17 protein-coding genes are annotated in these 17,771 nt (G+C 70.7%); 10 read left to right on the forward strand and 7 right to left on the reverse strand.

The features are described from left to right. Positions 1-141: 141 nt before the first annotated feature. The 4 genes from ACZ49B_RS31135 to ACZ49B_RS31150 all read left to right on the forward strand — a co-directional run bounded on the left by ACZ49B_RS31135 (position 142) and on the right by ACZ49B_RS31150 (position 4,354). On the forward strand, positions 142-1,554 hold the full coding sequence (locus ACZ49B_RS31135; RefSeq protein ID WP_468312266.1) for an alpha/beta hydrolase: 1,413 nt from the start codon (positions 142-144) through the stop codon (positions 1,552-1,554). Between the two features lie 12 nt (positions 1,555-1,566). Further along, on the forward strand, positions 1,567-3,183 hold the full coding sequence (locus ACZ49B_RS31140; protein WP_468312269.1) for an alpha/beta fold hydrolase: 1,617 nt from the start codon (positions 1,567-1,569) through the stop codon (positions 3,181-3,183). 6 nt (positions 3,184-3,189) lie between these two features. Next, positions 3,190-3,765 carry a hypothetical protein gene (locus tag ACZ49B_RS31145; protein ID WP_468312272.1) on the forward strand — a complete coding sequence of 192 codons (576 nt, stop codon included), beginning with the start codon at positions 3,190-3,192 and terminating at the stop codon, positions 3,763-3,765. Between the two features lie 160 nt (positions 3,766-3,925). Further along, a complete protein-coding gene (locus ACZ49B_RS31150; RefSeq protein ID WP_468312275.1) occupies positions 3,926-4,354 on the forward strand; it encodes a hypothetical protein in 429 nt (142 codons plus the stop codon). Positions 4,355-4,661: 307 nt separating this feature from the next. Here the strand turns inward: ACZ49B_RS31150 and ACZ49B_RS31155 are convergent, their stop codons facing one another. Next, on the reverse strand, positions 4,662-5,696 hold the full coding sequence (locus ACZ49B_RS31155; RefSeq protein ID WP_468312278.1) for an aldo/keto reductase: 1,035 nt from the start codon (positions 5,694-5,696) through the stop codon (positions 4,662-4,664). A 100-nt stretch (positions 5,697-5,796) separates the two neighbouring features. On the opposite strand from ACZ49B_RS31155, the gene ACZ49B_RS31160 reads away from it, so the two are divergent. Continuing rightward, on the forward strand, positions 5,797-6,435 hold the full coding sequence (locus ACZ49B_RS31160; protein WP_468312281.1) for a TetR/AcrR family transcriptional regulator: 639 nt from the start codon (positions 5,797-5,799) through the stop codon (positions 6,433-6,435). A 52-nt stretch (positions 6,436-6,487) separates the two neighbouring features. Here the strand turns inward: ACZ49B_RS31160 and ACZ49B_RS31165 are convergent, their stop codons facing one another. The 4 genes from ACZ49B_RS31165 to ACZ49B_RS31180 form a co-directional block, all read right to left on the reverse strand. Then, positions 6,488-7,264 (reverse strand): polysaccharide deacetylase family protein, encoded by a 777-nt coding sequence (locus ACZ49B_RS31165; RefSeq protein ID WP_468312284.1) that lies wholly within the window; start codon positions 7,262-7,264, stop codon positions 6,488-6,490. Positions 7,265-7,415: 151 nt separating this feature from the next. After that, positions 7,416-7,802 carry a VOC family protein gene (locus ACZ49B_RS31170; RefSeq protein ID WP_468312286.1) on the reverse strand — a complete coding sequence of 129 codons (387 nt, stop codon included), beginning with the start codon at positions 7,800-7,802 and terminating at the stop codon, positions 7,416-7,418. Then, positions 7,799-8,092, reverse strand: a complete 294-nt coding sequence (locus ACZ49B_RS31175; RefSeq protein ID WP_468312289.1) for an ArsR/SmtB family transcription factor — start codon at positions 8,090-8,092, stop codon at positions 7,799-7,801. Before ACZ49B_RS31175 ends, ACZ49B_RS31170 begins: the two co-directional genes overlap by 4 nt. Before the next feature lie 52 nt (positions 8,093-8,144). Further along, positions 8,145-8,639, reverse strand: coding sequence for an RrF2 family transcriptional regulator (locus ACZ49B_RS31180; RefSeq protein WP_468312292.1), 495 nt, complete (start codon positions 8,637-8,639; stop codon positions 8,145-8,147). 113 nt (positions 8,640-8,752) lie between these two features. On the opposite strand from ACZ49B_RS31180, the gene ACZ49B_RS31185 reads away from it, so the two are divergent. Continuing rightward, positions 8,753-9,493 (forward strand): SDR family oxidoreductase, encoded by a 741-nt coding sequence (locus ACZ49B_RS31185; protein ID WP_468312295.1) that lies wholly within the window; start codon positions 8,753-8,755, stop codon positions 9,491-9,493. A gap of 352 nt (positions 9,494-9,845) precedes the next feature. Then, positions 9,846-11,726: an ATP-binding cassette domain-containing protein gene (locus tag ACZ49B_RS31190; protein ID WP_468312298.1), complete on the forward strand. Its 1,881-nt coding sequence runs from the start codon at positions 9,846-9,848 to the stop codon at positions 11,724-11,726. A gap of 83 nt (positions 11,727-11,809) precedes the next feature. Here the strand turns inward: ACZ49B_RS31190 and ACZ49B_RS31195 are convergent, their stop codons facing one another. Further along, entirely contained in the window at positions 11,810-12,736 is a 927-nt protein-coding gene (locus ACZ49B_RS31195; protein WP_468312301.1) for a hypothetical protein, read from the reverse strand. Positions 12,737-13,111: 375 nt separating this feature from the next. On the opposite strand from ACZ49B_RS31195, the gene ACZ49B_RS31200 reads away from it, so the two are divergent. The 3 genes from ACZ49B_RS31200 (at position 13,112) to ACZ49B_RS31210 (ending at position 16,502) form a co-directional block, all read left to right on the forward strand. Next, positions 13,112-14,029, forward strand: a complete 918-nt coding sequence (locus ACZ49B_RS31200) for a hypothetical protein (protein ID WP_468312304.1) — start codon at positions 13,112-13,114, stop codon at positions 14,027-14,029. 429 nt (positions 14,030-14,458) lie between these two features. Beyond that, positions 14,459-15,754 carry a YVTN family beta-propeller repeat protein gene (locus ACZ49B_RS31205; RefSeq protein WP_468312307.1) on the forward strand — a complete coding sequence of 432 codons (1,296 nt, stop codon included), beginning with the start codon at positions 14,459-14,461 and terminating at the stop codon, positions 15,752-15,754. Positions 15,755-15,848: 94 nt separating this feature from the next. Then, positions 15,849-16,502: a DNA alkylation repair protein gene (locus ACZ49B_RS31210; RefSeq protein ID WP_468312465.1), complete on the forward strand. Its 654-nt coding sequence runs from the start codon at positions 15,849-15,851 to the stop codon at positions 16,500-16,502. Positions 16,503-16,623: 121 nt separating this feature from the next. On the opposite strand, the gene ACZ49B_RS31215 is transcribed toward ACZ49B_RS31210, so the two are convergent. Beyond that, positions 16,624-17,334 carry a hypothetical protein gene (locus ACZ49B_RS31215; RefSeq protein ID WP_468312310.1) on the reverse strand — a complete coding sequence of 237 codons (711 nt, stop codon included), beginning with the start codon at positions 17,332-17,334 and terminating at the stop codon, positions 16,624-16,626. Between the last annotated feature and the right edge of the window lie 437 nt (positions 17,335-17,771).

The following is a 17,771-nucleotide window of genomic DNA, read 5'->3' on the forward strand; positions in this document are numbered from 1 at the left end:
CCCCCCCCCCCCCCCCCCCCCCCCCCCCCCCCCCCCCCCCCCCCCCCCCCCCCCCCCCCCCCCCCCCCCCCCCCCCCCCCCCCCCCCCCCCCCGCACCCCCCCCCCCCCCCCCCCCCCCCCCCCCCCCCCCCCCCCGGTTCGTGCCCGGCCCCTGTCCGAAGACGCCCGAGCCCGTCGAAGCGCTGAGCAAGGCGCGGTGCGGTTTCCTGGAGGTCCCCGAGAACCGCGCGCGCCCCGGCGGCCGGACCATCAAGCTGGCCGTGGCGAGGATTCCGGCCGCGGCGGCCAAGCCCGCCGCGGACCCGGTGGTGTTCATGGCGGGCGGTCCCGGCGCCGACACGTTCGACGACATTCCCTTCCTCGTCGACTCCGGCCTGAACAAGGACCGCGAACTGATCGTCATGGCCCAGCGCGGCAATCTCTACGACCGGCCGAACCTCGCCTGCCCGGAGGTCGACCGGTTCAACGAGCAGGCCGTGGGCCTGGGGTACGACTCGCAGCAGGCGGAAGACATCATGCTGAAGGCGGTGAAGGACTGCCGGGCCCGCCTGACGGCCGACGGCGTCGACCTGAGCGCCTACAACTCCACGGAGAACGCAGCGGACTTCGCCGACCTGCGCAAGGCGCTGGCCATTCCCCGGTGGAACGTCTACGGGTACTCCTACGGCACCAACCTGGCCCTCACGTACCTGCGCCTGCACCCCGAGGGCATCCGCGCGGTGGCGATCGACTCGGTCGCACCTTCCCAGTACGTGACCCTGCCGTGGACATGGGGCAGCACCGCCGAGGGAATCCACAACATCTTCGACGCGTGCGCGGCGCAGCCCGCCTGCAAGAACCGGTACCCGGACCTCCCCGGCCTGCTGACGGAGCAGGTGCGCAAGCTGGAGGCCGACCCCCTGACGCTGAACGTCACGCCGCCTGAGGGCGGGAAGCCGGTCAAGACCGTCCTCGACGGCGGCGCCCTGCTGAACCTGATCGTCGCCTTCACCCCCCGACCCAAGGACATCCCGGCGGCGCTCGACGAGCTCAGCCGCGGCAACCCGGAGCGCTTCGCGCAGGCCCGCGCGGCCGGCTCGGTCCAGAAGACCGGCGAATTCGCGCACGGCCTGACGAACTCGATCGCGTGCAGCGAGTGGGCTCCGGGCCACTCGGAAGCCGACGTGCTGAAGGCGGGGCAGAAGTCCTTCCCCGGCTGGCCGGACACGGTCCTGGCCCAGGCGCCGCAGCTGCCCTTCCAGTACCCGGTGTGCGGGGTGTGGAACGTTCCGGACCGCGCGAAGATCCAGCGGGTGCCCACGATCAGCTCGGTGCCGGCGCTCGTCGTCTCGGGCACGTTCGACGTGAAGACCGGGGCGAGTTGGGCCAAGGGCGTGGCCGACAACCTGTCCCGTTCGACCTCCGTACTGGTTCCCGGAATCGGCCACTGGGTGGTTCCGCAGTCGCCGTGCGCGCAGCGCGTGCTGGCGTCGTTCTTCGCTCGCCCGACCGCTCCCGACACCTCGTGCGTGGAAGGCCTCGAGCCCGCACCGTTCACCATCATCCCGAAATGACCGGGAGGGCAGATGACGCTCCAGTACGCGCCCCGTCGTCGGCGCACCGTGCGACGACTGCAGGCCACGTCGGCCGGCATAGCGACCGGTCTGCTCGTCACCGGTCTGCTGGCAACGCCCGCTCAGGCGCAGTCCCGCACCGAAGCCAGCCCCAGCCCGCAAGCGCCGATCGGCACGACCGCCCGCACGGTGGGCGACGCCAGCTACGAACCGGGCCCCTGCCCCAAGACGCCGGAACCGATCGAGGCGCTCAAGGGGGCCCGCTGCGGGACCCTCACCGTGCCCGAGAACCGCGCCGAACCGACCGGTATGACGATCAAACTCGGTGTCGCGATCGTGCCCGCCCTGTCCGCCACACCGAAACCCGACCCCATCGTGTGGCTCGCGGGCGGACCCGGGGACGACGCGGTCGGGGAGGCGAAGCTGGCGGTCGACGGCGGCCTGAACCGCGACCGTGACGTGATCCTCATGTCCCAGCGCGGCACGTACTCGGCCGATCCCGATGCCCTGTGCCCCAACATCGACGAGTTCAACGCACGCGCGGTCGGCCTCGCCTACGACGCGCCGTCCACCGAACGCCTGCACCTCGAGGCCACGAAGGCCTGCCGCGACAAACTGGTGCGCAGCGGTATCGACCTCAGCGCCTACAACGACACGGAGAGCGCCGCCGACTACGACGACCTGCGCAAGGCGCTGGGCATCGAGAAGTGGAACCTGTACGGCATCTCCTACGGCACCAACCTGGCGCTGGTCTCCATGCGCCTTCACCCCGAAGGGCTCCGCTCGGTCGGCCTCGACGGCATCCTGCCGCCCTCCAAGGGCGGGTCGGCCTCGACTTGGAGCAGCGCCAAGCAGGGCTTCGACGGTCTGTTCAAGGCCTGCGCGGACCAGCCCGCGTGCAACAAGCGCTATCCGAACCTGCCGGCCACCTTCGAGAAGCTCGTCCGCGACCTCGACGCCAAGCCCGTCACCACCACCGTCACGCCCCCCGGCAGCGACAAGCCGGTGAAGGTCGTACTGGACGGCGGAATGCTGGTGAACTGGCTGGTCTCCGCCACGCACACGGCGGAGGCCGTACCCCGCTCCCTCGATGAGCTGGCGCACGGCAACCCCCAGCGGATCGCCCAGCAGTGGGCGGCCTGGAAGACCAACCCCAAGGGCATCGGAGTGACTTCGCACGGCCTGGCCTACGGCGTCTTCTGCAGCGAGTGGACACCGTACGAGACCCAGGAGCAGGCGCTGAAGGGCGGACAGGCAGCGTTCCCGGCCTTCCCCGGCTCGGTGCAGGCCCAGGCCCCGCTGCTCACCTTCCTCCGTCCGGACTGCGACGTCTGGAACATCCCCGCGGCACCGCGCTCGATCCGGGACGTCACGAGCGGCGACATCCCCACCCTCGCCCTGTCCGGTGCGTTCGACGCCCAGACCGGGGCGGACAACGGTCCCTACGTCGCCCGTACGCTGGGCAAGGCCAAGGTCGTCACGGTCCCCTACGAGCCGCACGTGGTGTTCGCGACCTCGAAGTGCGCCCAGGAGATCGCCGTCTCCTTCTTCGACAACCCGGCCGCACCGAAGACCGGATGCCTGAACAGCCTCGAACCGCCCGAGTTCGAGATCGGCCCGAAGCCCTGACCTCCCATGAACGCGGGTACAGCGCTGGCCGCCGCCGGGTTCGGCATCCGGTGCGCGCGACCGTCGGAATCCGGCGAGATCGCCGCGCTCCTGGCCCGCGCCTTCGCCGACGACTCGGTCATGGCCTGGATGATCCCCGACGTCGCCGACCGGGGCCGCAGGATGGCCCTCTACTTCAAGCTGGCCCAGCGCCGGCAGCGGCCGCGTGCGGGCGGTGTCCGGGTGGCCGCGACCGGCGGGGGCCGGCTGCTGGCGGCCGCCCTGTGGTCGGGGCCGGAGCGCTGGAAGACCTCCGCGGTGCAGGAGCTGGCGGCGATGCCGCGTTCTGTGCGCGTGTTCGGTGCCAGGGGCGTTTCGCGGGCCGCAGACGTCCAGAACACCCTGCACGAGGCCCATCCGGACGCACCGCACTGCCGCCTACCTGGAGTGGAGTCCGGCATCCGCCTCTACGAGCGGTTGGGCTTCCGCGTGACGGGTGAGATCCGGTTGCCGGACGGCGGGCCGGTCCTCTGGGCCGTGTGGCGCGATGCCCGCGCGCGATCCGGACCGGCTGCCGAAGGGTCCGCCGGCCACGGTGGCTGAGCCGTCCTGGGCGTCGGATTGTCAAGCCCCGACTTTCCGTGGGGTGACCGCGGCGCCCGGCCGGGGCGCAATGGAACCACGGACGACGGCACGCAGATGCAGACAGCATCCTCGCCTCGTCCGCAACCCGGCCCCCTCGACCCCGTAAGGACCCTCTCCCATGGCCGTCACCAGGACCCGACGCATCGTTCCCGCCCTCATGGTCGCCACCGCTCTGGCCGCCGGAGGCGTCTCGCTGAGCAGCACCGCCTTCGCCGCCCCCGGCGCCGCACCCGCACACCTCACCGCCGACGGCGACGACCCCGGCGCGCTGAAGCTCCTCAAGTACTCCAAGCTCTCGAAGATCTCCAAGAGCGGCGGCATCCTGACGAAGGTCCCTGCCGGCGGCGGCGCGACCGGTGGCGACACCGAGCCGCCGAAGGGTGGCAGCACCGGAGCGGCCGGGGGCGGAGACACCGAGCCCCCCACGGGCGGCGGCACCGGAGGGTCCACGGGCGGCGACACCGGCACCTCCAGCGGCATCCCCGACGACTTCGACTACGGCGTCTGGGTCGGCGTCGATCCGCCCTCCGGCCCCATCGTCAACTGAATCGTTCGAGCCGTGCGGCCTAGGGGCGTCTTGCCGATCAGGCCGGGCTCGCGGCGTCCGGCAACGCGCGCTCGCCGCGTTCTCGTCACTCGCCGCTCCGCGTCGACTCCCTCCTCGGCCTTGCGATCGCACGCACCGGACGCCGCTCCCTGATCCGGCCTGATCGGCAAGACACCCCCTAGTGACCTGAGTCGGAAGTTCTCTTCTAGATAGAACGTTCGAACCAAGCGAACCTTGCATGCTGGCAAGGAGGCCCGCCGCGACCGGAGGGCCCGGCGATCTACCAGAAAATCTCTGACTCACGTCACTAGACGACCGGCGGGTTGAGCCGGGCGAAGCCCTCCTGTCGGTGGTACGGGAAGTAGGGGTACGGGGCCGTCCGGCTGCTCGCCGCGTCGAGCCTGGCCATCTGTTCGGGGGTGAGCGTCCAGCCCACGGCTCCGAGGTTCTGGCGCAGCTGTTCCTCGTTGCGGGCACCGACGATGACGGAGGAGACGGTCGGCCGCTGCAACAGCCACCGGAGGGCGATCTGCGGGATCGCCTTCCCGGTTTCCTCCGCGATCTCGTCCAGGGCGTCGACCACGCGGTAGAGGTACTCGTCCTCCACCGGCGGGCCGTAGTCGGCGGTGTCGTGCAGCCTGCTGCCGGCGGGCAGCGGCCGGCCCCGGCGGATCTTGCCGGTGAGCCGGCCCCAGCCGAGCGGGCTCCAGACGATCGCACCCAGCCCCTGGTCGAGGCCGAGCGGCATCAGCTCCCATTCGTAGTCGCGCCCGATGAGGGAGTAGTAGACCTGGTGGGCTACGTAGCGCTCCCGTCCGCGGCGGTCGGCGGTGGCGAGGGATTTCATCGCCTGCCAGCCGGAGAAGTTGGAGACGCCGAGATGACGGATCTTCCCGGCCCGGACCAGGTCGTCCAGGGTGGACAGCACCTCCTCCACGGGGGTGCCGGCGTCGTAGGCGTGCAGCTGGAAGAGGTCGATGTGGTCGGTGTCGAGGCGGCGCAGGGCGCTGTCGACGGACGTGATCAGGCGGGACCGCGAGGTGCCGGCGTCGCCGGGACCGTCGCCCGTGGGCAGGCCGGCCTTGGTGGAGATGAGCACCTGGTCCCGGCGCCCCTTGAGGGCGGCCCCCAGCACCTCCTCCGACGCGCCGTCGGAGTAGACGTCGGCGGTGTCGAACATGGTGATCCCCGCGTCGATGCAGATGTCCACGAGGCGGCGCGCCTCTTCCACACCGGTATCGCCCCAGGCTCCGAAGAGCGGCCCCTGTCCGCCGAAGGTTCCGGCGCCGAAGCTGAGCGCGGGTACCTGAAGCCCGGACGCACCCAGTCGCCTGTACTCCATGACGAATCCCCTCTCACACACCCAGCTAATGGGGCTGTGGTTCCGTTAAGATGGCCTCAGCCTAACAAGGCTGGACAGTTAATGGAACAGGAGTCCCGTTATGGAGTTCGCGGAAGCCGAGGCCGACCCGGGGACCACCCGGCCCGGAGGGCGTACGGCACGGGTGCGGGCGGCGGTGCTGCGTGCCGCCGAAGACGTCCTGGCCGAGCAGGGCTTCGCCCATCTGGACCTGACCGACATCGCGCGCCGCGCGGAGGTCGGGAAGACGACGGTCTACCGCCGCTGGGGCACGGTCGCCGCTCTCGTGACCGACCTGCTGCTGGACATGGCGCAGCAGTCCGTACCGCGCACGGAGACGGGCTCGCTGCTCGGGGACCTGAGGGCCAACACCCGTCTGGTGCAGCGGACGCTGGCCGACCCCCGGCAGGGAGCCCTGTTCAAGGCGGTGATCGCGGCCGGCACCTGCGACCCGAAGGCGGCGGAGGCTCTGTACGGCTTCTACACGGCCCGCGTCGAGGAATGGGCGCCGTGCGTCGAACAGGCCGCCGCTCGCGGCGAGGTGCCCGAGGCGACCGACCCGCACGAGGTGATCCGCGCGGCGTCCGCCCCGCTCTACCACCGCCTGCTGACCACTGCCCTGCCCCTCGACGAGGCCGCTGCCGATCGCTGCGCCACGGCCGCGGCGGTGGCCGCGCGCGCGGGGGTGTACGTACGGGAGCCCCACGTACGGGAGGAGTAGCGGTTCGGCCGCGGTGGACGGGGCCCCCGGGCGCCGGACCCCGAGGGAGCCCTTACGGGGTGGTACGGGCCGGGAAGGTGAAGGTGTAGCCCCGCGCGGTGAGCCAGGGCAGGTACTCCTTGAGCGCGGCGACCGTCTCGCTGCGGTCGCCGCCGCCGTCGTGGAACAGGACGGTCGGCTGCCGGGGCAGCTTGCCCTCCAGCGCGGCGACGATTGCAGGCAGGCCCGGCCGGCTCCAGTCCTTGGGGTCCACGCTCCAGCCCAGCGGCCGCATCCCGCTCGCGGTGGCTATCGCACGGCTGTCGGGGGTGAAGGCGCCGCCCGGCGCGCGGTAGTAGTTCACCGCGACACCCGGCACGGCCTTCTCGATCATGGCCTTGCCGTCGAGGATCTGCTGCCGCTGGTAGGCGACGGGCTTGTGGTCCATCGTCACGTCGTGGTCGACGGAGTGGTCGCACAGCTGGTGACCGTCGGCGGCGATCTCGCGCACCAGAGCGGGGTACTTCTGCGCGCGGGTTCCGATCATGCAGAAGGTGGCCTTGACGTGGTTCTGCCTCAGCACCTTCAGGACCTGCGGGGTCCAACGGGGGTCCGGGCCGTCGTCGATGGTGATGGCGACGTTGTGGCCCGAGCCCTGGGCCAGCCGGGAGATCCCCAGCGGGATCGGGGTGGCACCCTGGGCGGATCCGGAGTTGGCCGACGACCGGCCCGCCGAGCCGTCCGTAGCGGCGAGCGCCGGTGTGCCGGCGGCTGCCAGAAGGCCGAGGACGGCCCCCGTCACGGCGCATCCCGCCCGCCGACGACGTACGGAACTGAAGATGATGCCCATGGACGCGCTCTTCCTTTTGCGCTCGGCCCCCGGATCTCACGTTGCCGATCCAGGGTAGGTCACGCGTTCGTGGGCCTCGTTCCTCCGATCGGCCGATACGGCGCAGGACCGGCGACGCACGAGCGGCAGTTCACGCCGGGCGCCTCGCCCGCTACTTGCTGTGCAGGATCTGGATCAGGTTGCCGCAGGTGTCGTCCAAAACTGCAGTGGTGACCGCGCCCATCTCGAGCGGCTCCTGGGTGAACTGCACGCCGAGCCCGCGCAGCCGGTCGAACTCCGCAGGTACGTCGTCCACGGCGAAGGCTGCGAGCGGGATGCCGTCCTTGGCCAGCCCGTCCCTGTACGCCTTCACCACGGGATGGCCGGAGGGCTCCAGCAGCAGTTCGGTCCCGTCGGGAGCCTCCGGCGAGACCACGGTCAGCCACCGGTCCTCGCCGAGCGGGACGTCGTGCTTCTTCACGAAGCCGAGCACCTCGGTGTAGAAGCGCAGGGCCTTCTCTTGGTCGTCGACGAAGACGCTGGTCCGGTGGATCTTCATGGGGTGCCCTCCGGGGTGCGGGGCCTGAGCCATCGGGTCGCGATGCGCTCGAGGGGTTCGGTGTTCAGATCGTGGAACTTGTAGCGGCCCTGGCGCCGCGAGACGACCAGACCCGCGGATTCCAGTACGGCCAGATGCTGGCTGATCGCCTGGCGGGACAGCCCCAGACCGTGCTTGGTCACCAGCCGTGCGCATATTTCGAACAGGGTCTGGCCGTCCCGTTCCACCAGCTCATCGAGGATGCGCCGGCGGGTGGGGTCGGCCAACGCCTTGAAGACGTCCTCCGCCATGACGGCCACCATAGGCAAGTGTCGGCTTGCCTATCAAGTCCACGCCGCCTTGTCAGGTGCCCTCGGAAGGGCTCGACGGGTTCAGCCAGGCCCCGATGCTCGGCAGCGCTCCGGGCCCGCTGTCGCGCTCCACCGAGCCCACGAGGTCGGCGATGGAGACCCCCTGCAGCGACGCCCGCCAGGCGGCATCGGCAGCGGCCATCACACGGGCGATGGCGCACGGCTTCGTGCAGTCCTGGGGCGGGGTCCCGAGCGGGCCCCGCTGGCGGATCTCGGTGCACACGAAGGCCGGGCTCGCCCCGTCGACGGCCTGCACCACGTCCAGCACCGTGATCTCGGAGGCGGCCCTGGTCAGGGCGTACCCGCCCGTCTTGCCCTGGACGGACGTCACGAGACCCGCGCGGGACAGGGCCTGCATCTGCTTGGCGAGGTAGCTGGGCGAGACGTCGTGCAGTCGCGCCAGCCGGGCCGCCGGCACCGGCTCGGTCGCCGCGGTCAGCACCACACAGCAGTGCAGCGCCCACTCCACTCCACCGGACAGCTTCATGCACCCTCCCGTTTGACTCGGACCCAGAATATCCGAGTATCATCTCGGACAAGATGTATCCGAGTTTGGGCCGCGACCGCTCGCGGCACTCGGCTCACGGAAAGGGCACGGCCATGAAGACCACAGTCATCGGCGGCACCGGACTGATCGGCTCCCAGCTCGTCTCCAGGCTCCGCGAGGCCGGGCACGAGGTGGTCGTCGCATCCCTGTCGAGCGGGGTCGACCTGCTCACCGGCGCGGGGCTCGACCAGGCGCTCGAAGGCGCGGACACGGTCGTCAACGTGACGAACTCCCCCACGTTCGACCAAGCCTCCCCGGACTTCTTCCGTATCACCATGGGCAACCTGCTGGCGGCGGGCGAGCGCGCGGGCGTCCGCCATCAGGTCATCCTCTCCATCGTCGGAGTCGACCAGGTGCCGCAGCTGGACTACTACCGCGCGAAGACGCTGCAGGAGGACCTGCTGCGTACCGGCCCCACCCCGTACTCGATCGTGCGCGCCACCCAGTTCTTCGAGTTCATGGACGCGGTCATGTCCTGGACCGCCGACGACCGCACCGTCCGGCTGCCCGCCACTCCCGTCCAGCCCGTCGCGACGGCCGACGTGGTCGAGGCCCTGGCCGACGTGGCCACCACCGAGCCGCTGGACGGCACAATCGAAGTCGCGGGCCCCGATGTCTTCACACTGGACGACCTCGGCCGCCTCACCCTGTCCGCCCGGCAGGAGCAGCGCACCGTTGTCACCGACGCGCAGGCGGGCATGTTCGCGGCAGTCTCGGGCGACGTTCTCCTCCCGGGCCCCGACGCCCGCCTGGCCCCCACCCGCTACAAGGACTGGCTCGACAGCCGCCGCTAGCGTCCGAGGGTCCGCAACGACCCGGCGAACGTGCCCGTCACAGCATCGGGGGGCAGGCAAGCGATTTCCTCTGCCCCCCGTTCCCACCCACCGGTTCCAGCCAAACCTCCTGTCGAGGAACCTCCGGAACTCAGCCGACGCCCGGAACGATCAGCCAACGGCGCGGAGCCGACCGCGTGAGCAGGTCGGCCAGATCCGGCTGCTCCGGCCTGCGCACTGCTGTGTACTCACTCCCTCCAGTTCCCCGGACAGCGCAGCGGCGCCTCCCCCGGCCTCGGTCGGCGGGCTGCGCCGCCATGTCCTGCACCGGGTGAACCGGGTTCCCTCACAGCCGAGTTGGAGGAGCCGCAGAATGACGCAGCAGCAGGCCGAGAAGGCGAAGGACACCGCACTGCCCGCGCCACCGGAGTTCAAGTTCACCTGGGGCCAGCACAACGAGACGATGGAACGGCTGTCGCTCGCACAGATGGCCCGCCGCGTGCCCGCCGCCCTCGCGCAGACCGCGAAGCTGGCCTGGGCGGTGAACCGAACTGCGTTCCTCTGGCTCGTGTGCGCCCAGCTGCTCGGCGGCGTGTGCACGGCCGCCTCCCTCGCCGCGGTCTCGAGGGCCATGGGTCCCCTGCTCGCCGGCGGCACCGCCGAGCAGCGCATCGCCGCCGCCACGTGGCCCCTGGTCGCCGCAGCGGCCATGACCGCCGTGGGGGCGCTGGCTTCCATCGCCTCCGGCAGTGCGGCCCGGCGCCTGAACCCCGGCATGGCCACGATCGCCGACCTGGCCATGGTCGACGCCCACATGGACGTCGAGCTGGCCGCCTACGACGCCCCCGACTTCACCGAGCGCTCCGAGGCGGCGGAAACGGGATCGGCCCGCTCCTCCATGCTGCTTCAGGACGCACTCGGCTTCACCGGCGGGCTCATCGACATGCTCGCCGTGGCGTCGGTGCTGTCCCTGGTGCACCCGCTGCTCCTGCCGCTCCTGCTGCTGTCGGTGATCCCCCGGGGCCTCGGCTCCGTCTTCGCTGCCCGCCTCGACTACCGCCTCCACAACGAGACGGTCGCCTCCCGCAACATCCGCCACATGATGCGCTGGCATCTCACGACCCCCAAGCTTGCCGACGAGCTCCGCGGCAACAGCATGCGGACGTACGCGCACCACTGGTACGCCGCAGTCTGCGAGCGGATCGACTCCAAGATGGTCAGCTCCGCCCCGCGCTACCTGGCCGTGTACCTGACCGCGGCCGCCGTGTCCGGTCTGTTCATCCTCGTGACCTGGGTCTCCCTCGGCGCCCTGGTGATCGGCGGCTACCTGGCCGTGGGCGCGGCCGGCACCGCCATCGTCGCCATGCGGACGTCCACCGCGGCCCTGTCGCAACTCGTCGTGTACGGCGCGGCGATGTTCCAGCACGCCCTCTACCTCGGCGACTACGCGGCCTTCATCGCACAGTCGGCCGAGCAGTCCGTACCGCGCGGGGCGCAGGTGCTCGACGCCCCCCAGAAGATTCGGATGGAGGGGGCCTCGTACACGTATCCGGGCAAGGACACCCCGGCGCTCGGACCGGTCGACCTCACCCTGAACCGGGGGGAGGTCGTCGCCCTCATCGGGGAGAACGGCGCAGGCAAGTCCACGTTCATCCGGCTCCTGACGGCGCTGACGACCCCGACGGCGGGCAGCGTGTCCTGGGACGGCGTGCCGACCTCGGATGCCGACCAGCGTTCGGCGTGGACCCACGTCGGGCTCGTCACCCAGTCGTACGGGTACTGGCCCTTCTCGACCCGCGAGAACATCACCCTCGGCCAGCCCGACGCCCGCGGTGAAGACGCGGTCTGGGAGGCGCTGGCCGCCGTCGGCATGAAGGAGGCCGTACGGGAATTCCCGCACGGCCTGGACACACTGCTGGCGAGGTCCCTGTGGGGTGGCCACGAGCCCTCGGGCGGCCAGTGGCAGCGCCTCGCGTGCGGCAGGGCCTTCCACAGGCGGCCCGCCCTCCTCGTCATGGACGAGCCCACGTCGGCGATGGACCCCCGCGGAGAGCACATGGTGTTCTCCGGGCTCCGGGACATGAAGGACGACCGGATCACGGTGATCGTCACGCACCGGATGGAGAACTGCCGTCTCGCCGACCGGATCATCGTGCTCGACTCCGGGAGGATCACGGAGCAGGGCACGTACGAGGAACTGGTCCGGCTGCAGGGCTCCTTCGCCGAGCTCGTGCGGCTCTCCCAGGACCGGTAGGCCGGCTCTCGCAGGGGGCGGGGGAGGTGCACCGTGCACCGCCGCGTCCCCTGCGGTCGCGCGTATTGACGGGGCGTCGGGTGTCAGGTCAGGACGACGACCTTGTGCATGCCCTTGACCGCGTGCGGGAGGCCGGTCGTGGCGTCCGGGACGAAGCAGAGGAGAACGTACGTGCCCGGCGGCAGGTTCCGGGTCTCCAGCAGCGCGGAGCGGCCGGGCGAGAGCACGCCGAGGCCGACGGGCCGACCGGTATAGGGCAGCGGACCGGGTGCGGTGCGGTCGAAGACGGCCTGGATCTGGGCGTCCGTGGTGCCGGGCGCGACGGGCTGCACCGCCATCTCGTGCAGCTCGCTCGAGGAGTTGTGCACCAGGATGCTGTCCGCGGCCCGGTCCAGGCCGTGGACGTCGAAGCGGGGGCCGTCCGAGGCATCCCGTTCGATCAGCAGGCTGTCGGCGAAGTCCGTCAGGTTCCCTGACCTCTTGTGGCCCTGAAGCTCAAGCGTGCGAGTGACCGGGTGGGCCGGGTCTGCGAGGAAGGCGCCGAAGTCCAGCAGGACGAGCTCGCCCGCGGTGATCGGAGCGGTGAAGGTCTCGGACACCGACGGGGTGACCTGTGCCCCGCCGAACAGGTCCGCCTCGTCGCGCACCGCGGATATGCCCTCGACGGTGGGGACGGGCTGGTGGCTGACGGCCTTGGCAAGGTCGGCCAGCACCTGCTCCACCGTCACGCCGGAGTGCGGCCGGAAGGCCTGCAGGAAGTGCCCGTTCGGGTCGTCGGTCCTGACGCGGAAGGACACCAGGCCCGCCTGCGCGGACTCCGGCGCCTCGATCCCCGACGCCGTGATCCGCACGTCGACCGGCCTCGGCGCACGCGAGCCGAGACCGGCCTGGCCCTGGGGGTCGCCGTTGTCTGCCGTGTCGGCGACGGCCGGACCGCCGAGGGAGGTGGCGAGGACGAGCGCGGCTGCGGCCGTCGCTCGTACCCCGTGCTTGAGCAGTGCGCTACGCATGGGTCTCCTGTCGTGGAACGGCCCCCGGACAGGGCTACGCCTTCGGGGCCCGGGCGGCGTCAGCCACGCACGCTACGGGTTCGATCAACGACACCGGCGCTCGAACTGACGTATTCGACACAGACGTTGGCCGCAATGACGGCCAGAACTGGATCGACGGCCGGGAGCGCCGCCGTGAGAGCCACGTCGGCGACGGTTGCGCCGGGCGGCCGGCCTCCCGGGCTCATTTGCGCCGGTGAGACCCTCACTCCTTCACGCTCCCCCACTTGGCGCAAGCGTCGTTGAGCTGCACCGACCATGATCAATACCCTGCCGACCGGCGCGTGATCTCGCGTCTGTCGGAGGGAAGGCGAGCGACCCCCGATGGAACTCCCGATGTTGCAGCGCGCGGCCCGGCTCACCGCGGCGACCGCGCTGCTGACACTGCTCGGCACCACCCCGGCCGGTGCGGCCGACCCATGGCAGAAGGTGGGCGGCGACGCCCGCAGCGGTGTCAGCGGCATCGCTTTCGAGAGCCGCACCGAGGACGGAGTCGGCGTACACGCACTGGTCGTGCACGACAACAAGGGGACCGGGCAGCAGCGCCTGTCCCGGATCACCCATCGGGAGGGCTCCGACGACATCTCTCCGATCACCTGGGACGGACCCGAGCGCGTCGGCCTGGAGGCCGTCGAAGCGATCCCCCAGATGCCCGGGGAGTACCTGGCCCTCGCCGGTCGCGGCATCGTCTACCGGCTGAAGGTCGTCGGCAGTACGGCGACGGTCGTCGACCACGCGCCGCTGCCGGCGATCGGGGAGGGCGACGACTTCGAGAGCTTCGCGCTCGTGGCCCAGAACGGGAAGCTCGCCGCCCTGTGGGCTGACCGCGGAGCGGGTGCGGAGCGCCCCGCAACGCTGTACTCGGCGCCCCTCACGTTCGCCCCGTGGGGACAGCCGCAGTTCGGCAGCGTGATCCGCCGGGCCTTCCGGGCGACGTATCCGACCGACGACGAGACGCGGCACATCTCAGACATCTCGGTGACCGACTCCGGCCGGATCATCGTGAGTTCGGCGGCGGCCGCCGGCAACGACGGCCCGTTCGACTCGGCGGTGAGCGAGGCGGGCCGGGTGACCGTGTCGCCGGCCGGCCGGGTACGGGTCACGCTCGCGCCGTCCCCGGCCGTGCTCGGGGCCTTCCCGCAACACAAGATCGAGGGGGTGGAGTGCCTGCCGGGATCCACCGACGCACTCCTCGGCACCGACGACGAGAACCTCGGCGGACACGTCCGGAGCATGCCGATCTGCGGGGCCTGACCCGGGACAGTGGCATCGGCGCCCGGCCGGTGGCCGGACGCCGGTACCCGCCGGACAGGCCGATGGCGTGGCGGCCCGACCGAGATGCCGGGCGAAGATGTCGGACAGAAGCCCGGACCACGTAGGCCGTAGGGGGTATCCACTCATCCGTACAGCCCCCCTTGACGGGTGTCGAGCAGGCACGGGCAGGTGACGGCGTTAGCGTCGCTCGTGGCCCATGGAAGCACCACTTCGCTGTCGTGCACGGAGGTTGTGATGTCGGGTAGAGCGGCGTCGGAGCAGGCGAACACGGTGCGAAGTCGAGGGGGCGGAGCTTCCCGGTGGGCACTGCTGCGATCCTGGGCGACGGGGCTGGCGGTACTGGCCGGGATGATCGTCCCCCTCACCGCAGCAACACCCGCCGCCGCGCAGACCAGAACCCTCGCCTACGTGACCAATCACTTCTCGGGCAGCGTGTCGGTGATCGACACTGCGACCAACACCGTCACCGCCACGATCACCGTCGGCAGTCAACCCGAGGGCGTGGCGGTCACCCCGGACGGCACCCGCGTCTACGTCGCCAATTCCGATGGCACCACCGTGTCGGTGATCAACACCGCGACCAACACGGTCACCGCCACCATCGGCGTCGGCAGAGGCCCCAGAGGTGTGGCGATCACCCCGGACGGCACGCGCGCCTACGTCACCAACTCCATCGACGGCACCGTGTCGGTGATCAACACCGCGACCAACACCGTCATCGCCACCATCCGCGTCGGCTCGGCCCCTCGTGGTGTGGCGGTGGGATCCAGCGTCTACGTCGCCAATCCCGGCTCGAACAGCGTGTCGGTGATCGACATCGCCTCCAACACCGTCACGGCCACCCTCACCGTCGGCACCTTCCCCCAAGGTGTGGCGGTCAATCCGGACTCCGCCTACGTCACCAACACCAATGACGGCACCGTGTCGGTGATCGACACTGCAGGCAACGACATCGCCGCCACCATCCCCGTCGGCCCCTCCCCCCTCGGAGTGGCGGCCGCCCTGGTCGGTGGCGCCAACGTCTACGTCACCAACGCCACCTCCCCGGGCACCGTGTCGGTGATCAACTCCGCCACCAACACCGTCACCGCCACCATCCCCGTCGGCTCCCTCCCCCAGGGCGTGGCGGTCACCCCGGACACCTCCCGCGTCTACGTCACCAACGTCGGCTCGGACACCGTGTCGGTGATCGACACCGCCGGCAATGCCGTCACCGCCACCATCCATGTCGGCGACGGCCCGGTCGGCGTGGCGATCGGGACCCTCGCCGTGTCGGAGCAGCCGCAGACGCCGACCACACTGACGCTGAAGGCGGAGAAGAAGGAGGGGCAGGACAAGGACGGGCCGGGTGTCCTGAGCAGCGGCGGCCTCACCCTGAAGGCCAGGTTGACGGCCTACGGCGAGCCGGTGGAGGGCAAGCCGATCGAGTTCACCACCGACTCCACCTCGCTGTGCACCGACACGACCGACAGCAGGGGCCACGCCGTCTGCAAGGTCCCGCGCAGCCATGACGACGAAGCCTGCTACACCGCCACCTTCGCCGGCGACGACACCCACGGCCCGTCCACCGCCACCGTCTGCACGAAGAACCACCACGGCGAACCCCACCACGAGGGGGACCAGCCTGACCACGACAGCAGCCGTGCTCTGACGCCGGCCCCCATGACCTCGACAGGCCTTCCCCTCGTCCGGCACGGCCACTGAGGCAGGTCACCGTGCGCCGGCTGCCGCCGTAGGCTGACATCTCGCACGTGAGGGACAGGAGGCTGGGGTGGCCGATACCACGGTGGCCGAGGTGATGGCCGAGCTGGCCGAGCTCGAGGACCCCAAGGCGCGCGAGGTGAACGAGAAACACGGTGACGATCACGGCGTCAACCTCGGCAAGCTGCGCGCGCTCGCGAAACGGCTGAAGACGCAGCAGGAACTCGCCCGCCGGCTCTGGGACACGGGTGACACCGCGGCGAGACTGCTGGCGATCCTGATCTGCCGACCGAAGGCTTTCGAGCGTGACGAGTTGGACACCATGGTGCGCGAGGCGCGCACACCCAAGGTGCACGCCTGGCTCGTGAACAACGTGGTGAAGAAGAACCCGCACTCCGACGAGCTGCGCCTGGCCTGGCTCGCCGATCGGGATCCGGTGGTCGCGAGTGCCGGCTGGGCGCTGACCACCGAACGCGTGACGAAGAAGCCCGCGGGCCTCGACCTTGCGGGACTGCTCGACGTCATCGAGGCGGAGATGAAGGACGCCCCGGATCGCCTGCAGTGGGCCATGAACCACTGCCTGGCTCAGATCGGCATCGACCACGCCGAGTACCGCGCCCGCGCCATCGACATCGGTGAGCGCCTGGAGGTGCTCAAGGACTACCCGACGTCCCCAGGCTGCACGTCTCCGTTCGCGCCCGTCTGGATCACCGAACTGGTGCGCCGACAGCAGGAGAAGGCGATGCCGTGACCCCGTCCCCCCGCGCTGGCCGTCACCTCACGGTGGCGGCCGGCGCCATGGCATGCGGGGTGGGCACGGGCCGCCAGACGCCACACAGACACGTGGTCGTCGCCTGGCAGGTCCGGACCGGTCAGGCGGTGGCCGTCACCGGCTCGTTCGCGGTCTGGGCCGGTACGGCGGCCGGGGCTTCGGCGGCCGTGTCGTTGGGCTGGATCGCCGTGTAGTAGACGGTGGAGCCCTGCTTGGCGCGCTCCGCCAGGCTGCGGGCCACCAGACGCTCGGTGGTCGTGCGCACGAGGTTGTCGCTGAGGTTGCGGTCCGGGTGCGCGGTGGTCAGGGCCTGGGCGATCTCGCGGGCCGTCTTCGGCTCCGTCTGACCGCTCAGGTGCTGGTGGATGATCTCCGTCAGCGGGACCGGCTTCTCCTTGGACGCTGCGGGCTTCTCCACCACGGGCTTCTTCGCCGCGGCCTTCACGGCAGGTGCCTTCACGGCAGGTGCCTTGACGGCTGTTGCCTTCTTGGCGGTGGCCTTCGTGGCAGTGTTCTTCTTGGCGGTGGTCTTCTTCGCGTCGGCGGTGGTCGCGGTCTTCGTCGCCGCGGGCTTCTTCACGGACGCCGCGGTCTTCTTGCCGGTACGCGGCGCGGGCACCGCGGTCGGGGTGTCGCCGATGGCCGCCCGCATCCCGACGAGGAGTTTCTGGTCCTGCTCCAGAGCGGTCAGGTGGTCCTGCAGGGACGCGATCTCCTTGCGGATCCGCTCCTGCTCGGCGGTGTTCAGCTCGAGGTCTGCGGTGACCTTCTCGACGTACTGCGACTTGAGAGTCTGCTCCTGTGTGGCCATGGGGGCTCCTCGCTAGATGGTGTTGCCTGCGGACTCTACCCAGGTCACCTGTGAGGTGTGTGGGTTTGAGCGATACCGGATACTCGCCTGTGGGGAACGAGGCGCGGTAGAGCAGGGCGTCGGAGTAGGCAGGTTTCCATCCCGCGGCGTACTTGACGAGCGTCCGGTACCCGCAGGTCAGTTCGGGTGGTCGCTCGTGTGGGGATCCTGGCCTGTGTGCGCCCGGTCGACACCACTGCCTCTCCAACCTGTTGGTGAGGCAGTGGTGTTGAGGCCCCGACCGCGAGCACCGTTCGGAGGCCAACGGCTCGCTCGACGAGTGCGTTGCCCGCCCGACCACAGCCTGAGACCTGGAATTGACCCCGGAACTCGTCTACGGTGCGATCTACCACCCGGGAGCGCGGCCGCCGCGTGGGTCGGCGAGGATCGCGGGGTCA

This window comes from Streptomyces sp. NPDC031132, from assembly GCF_055570595.1.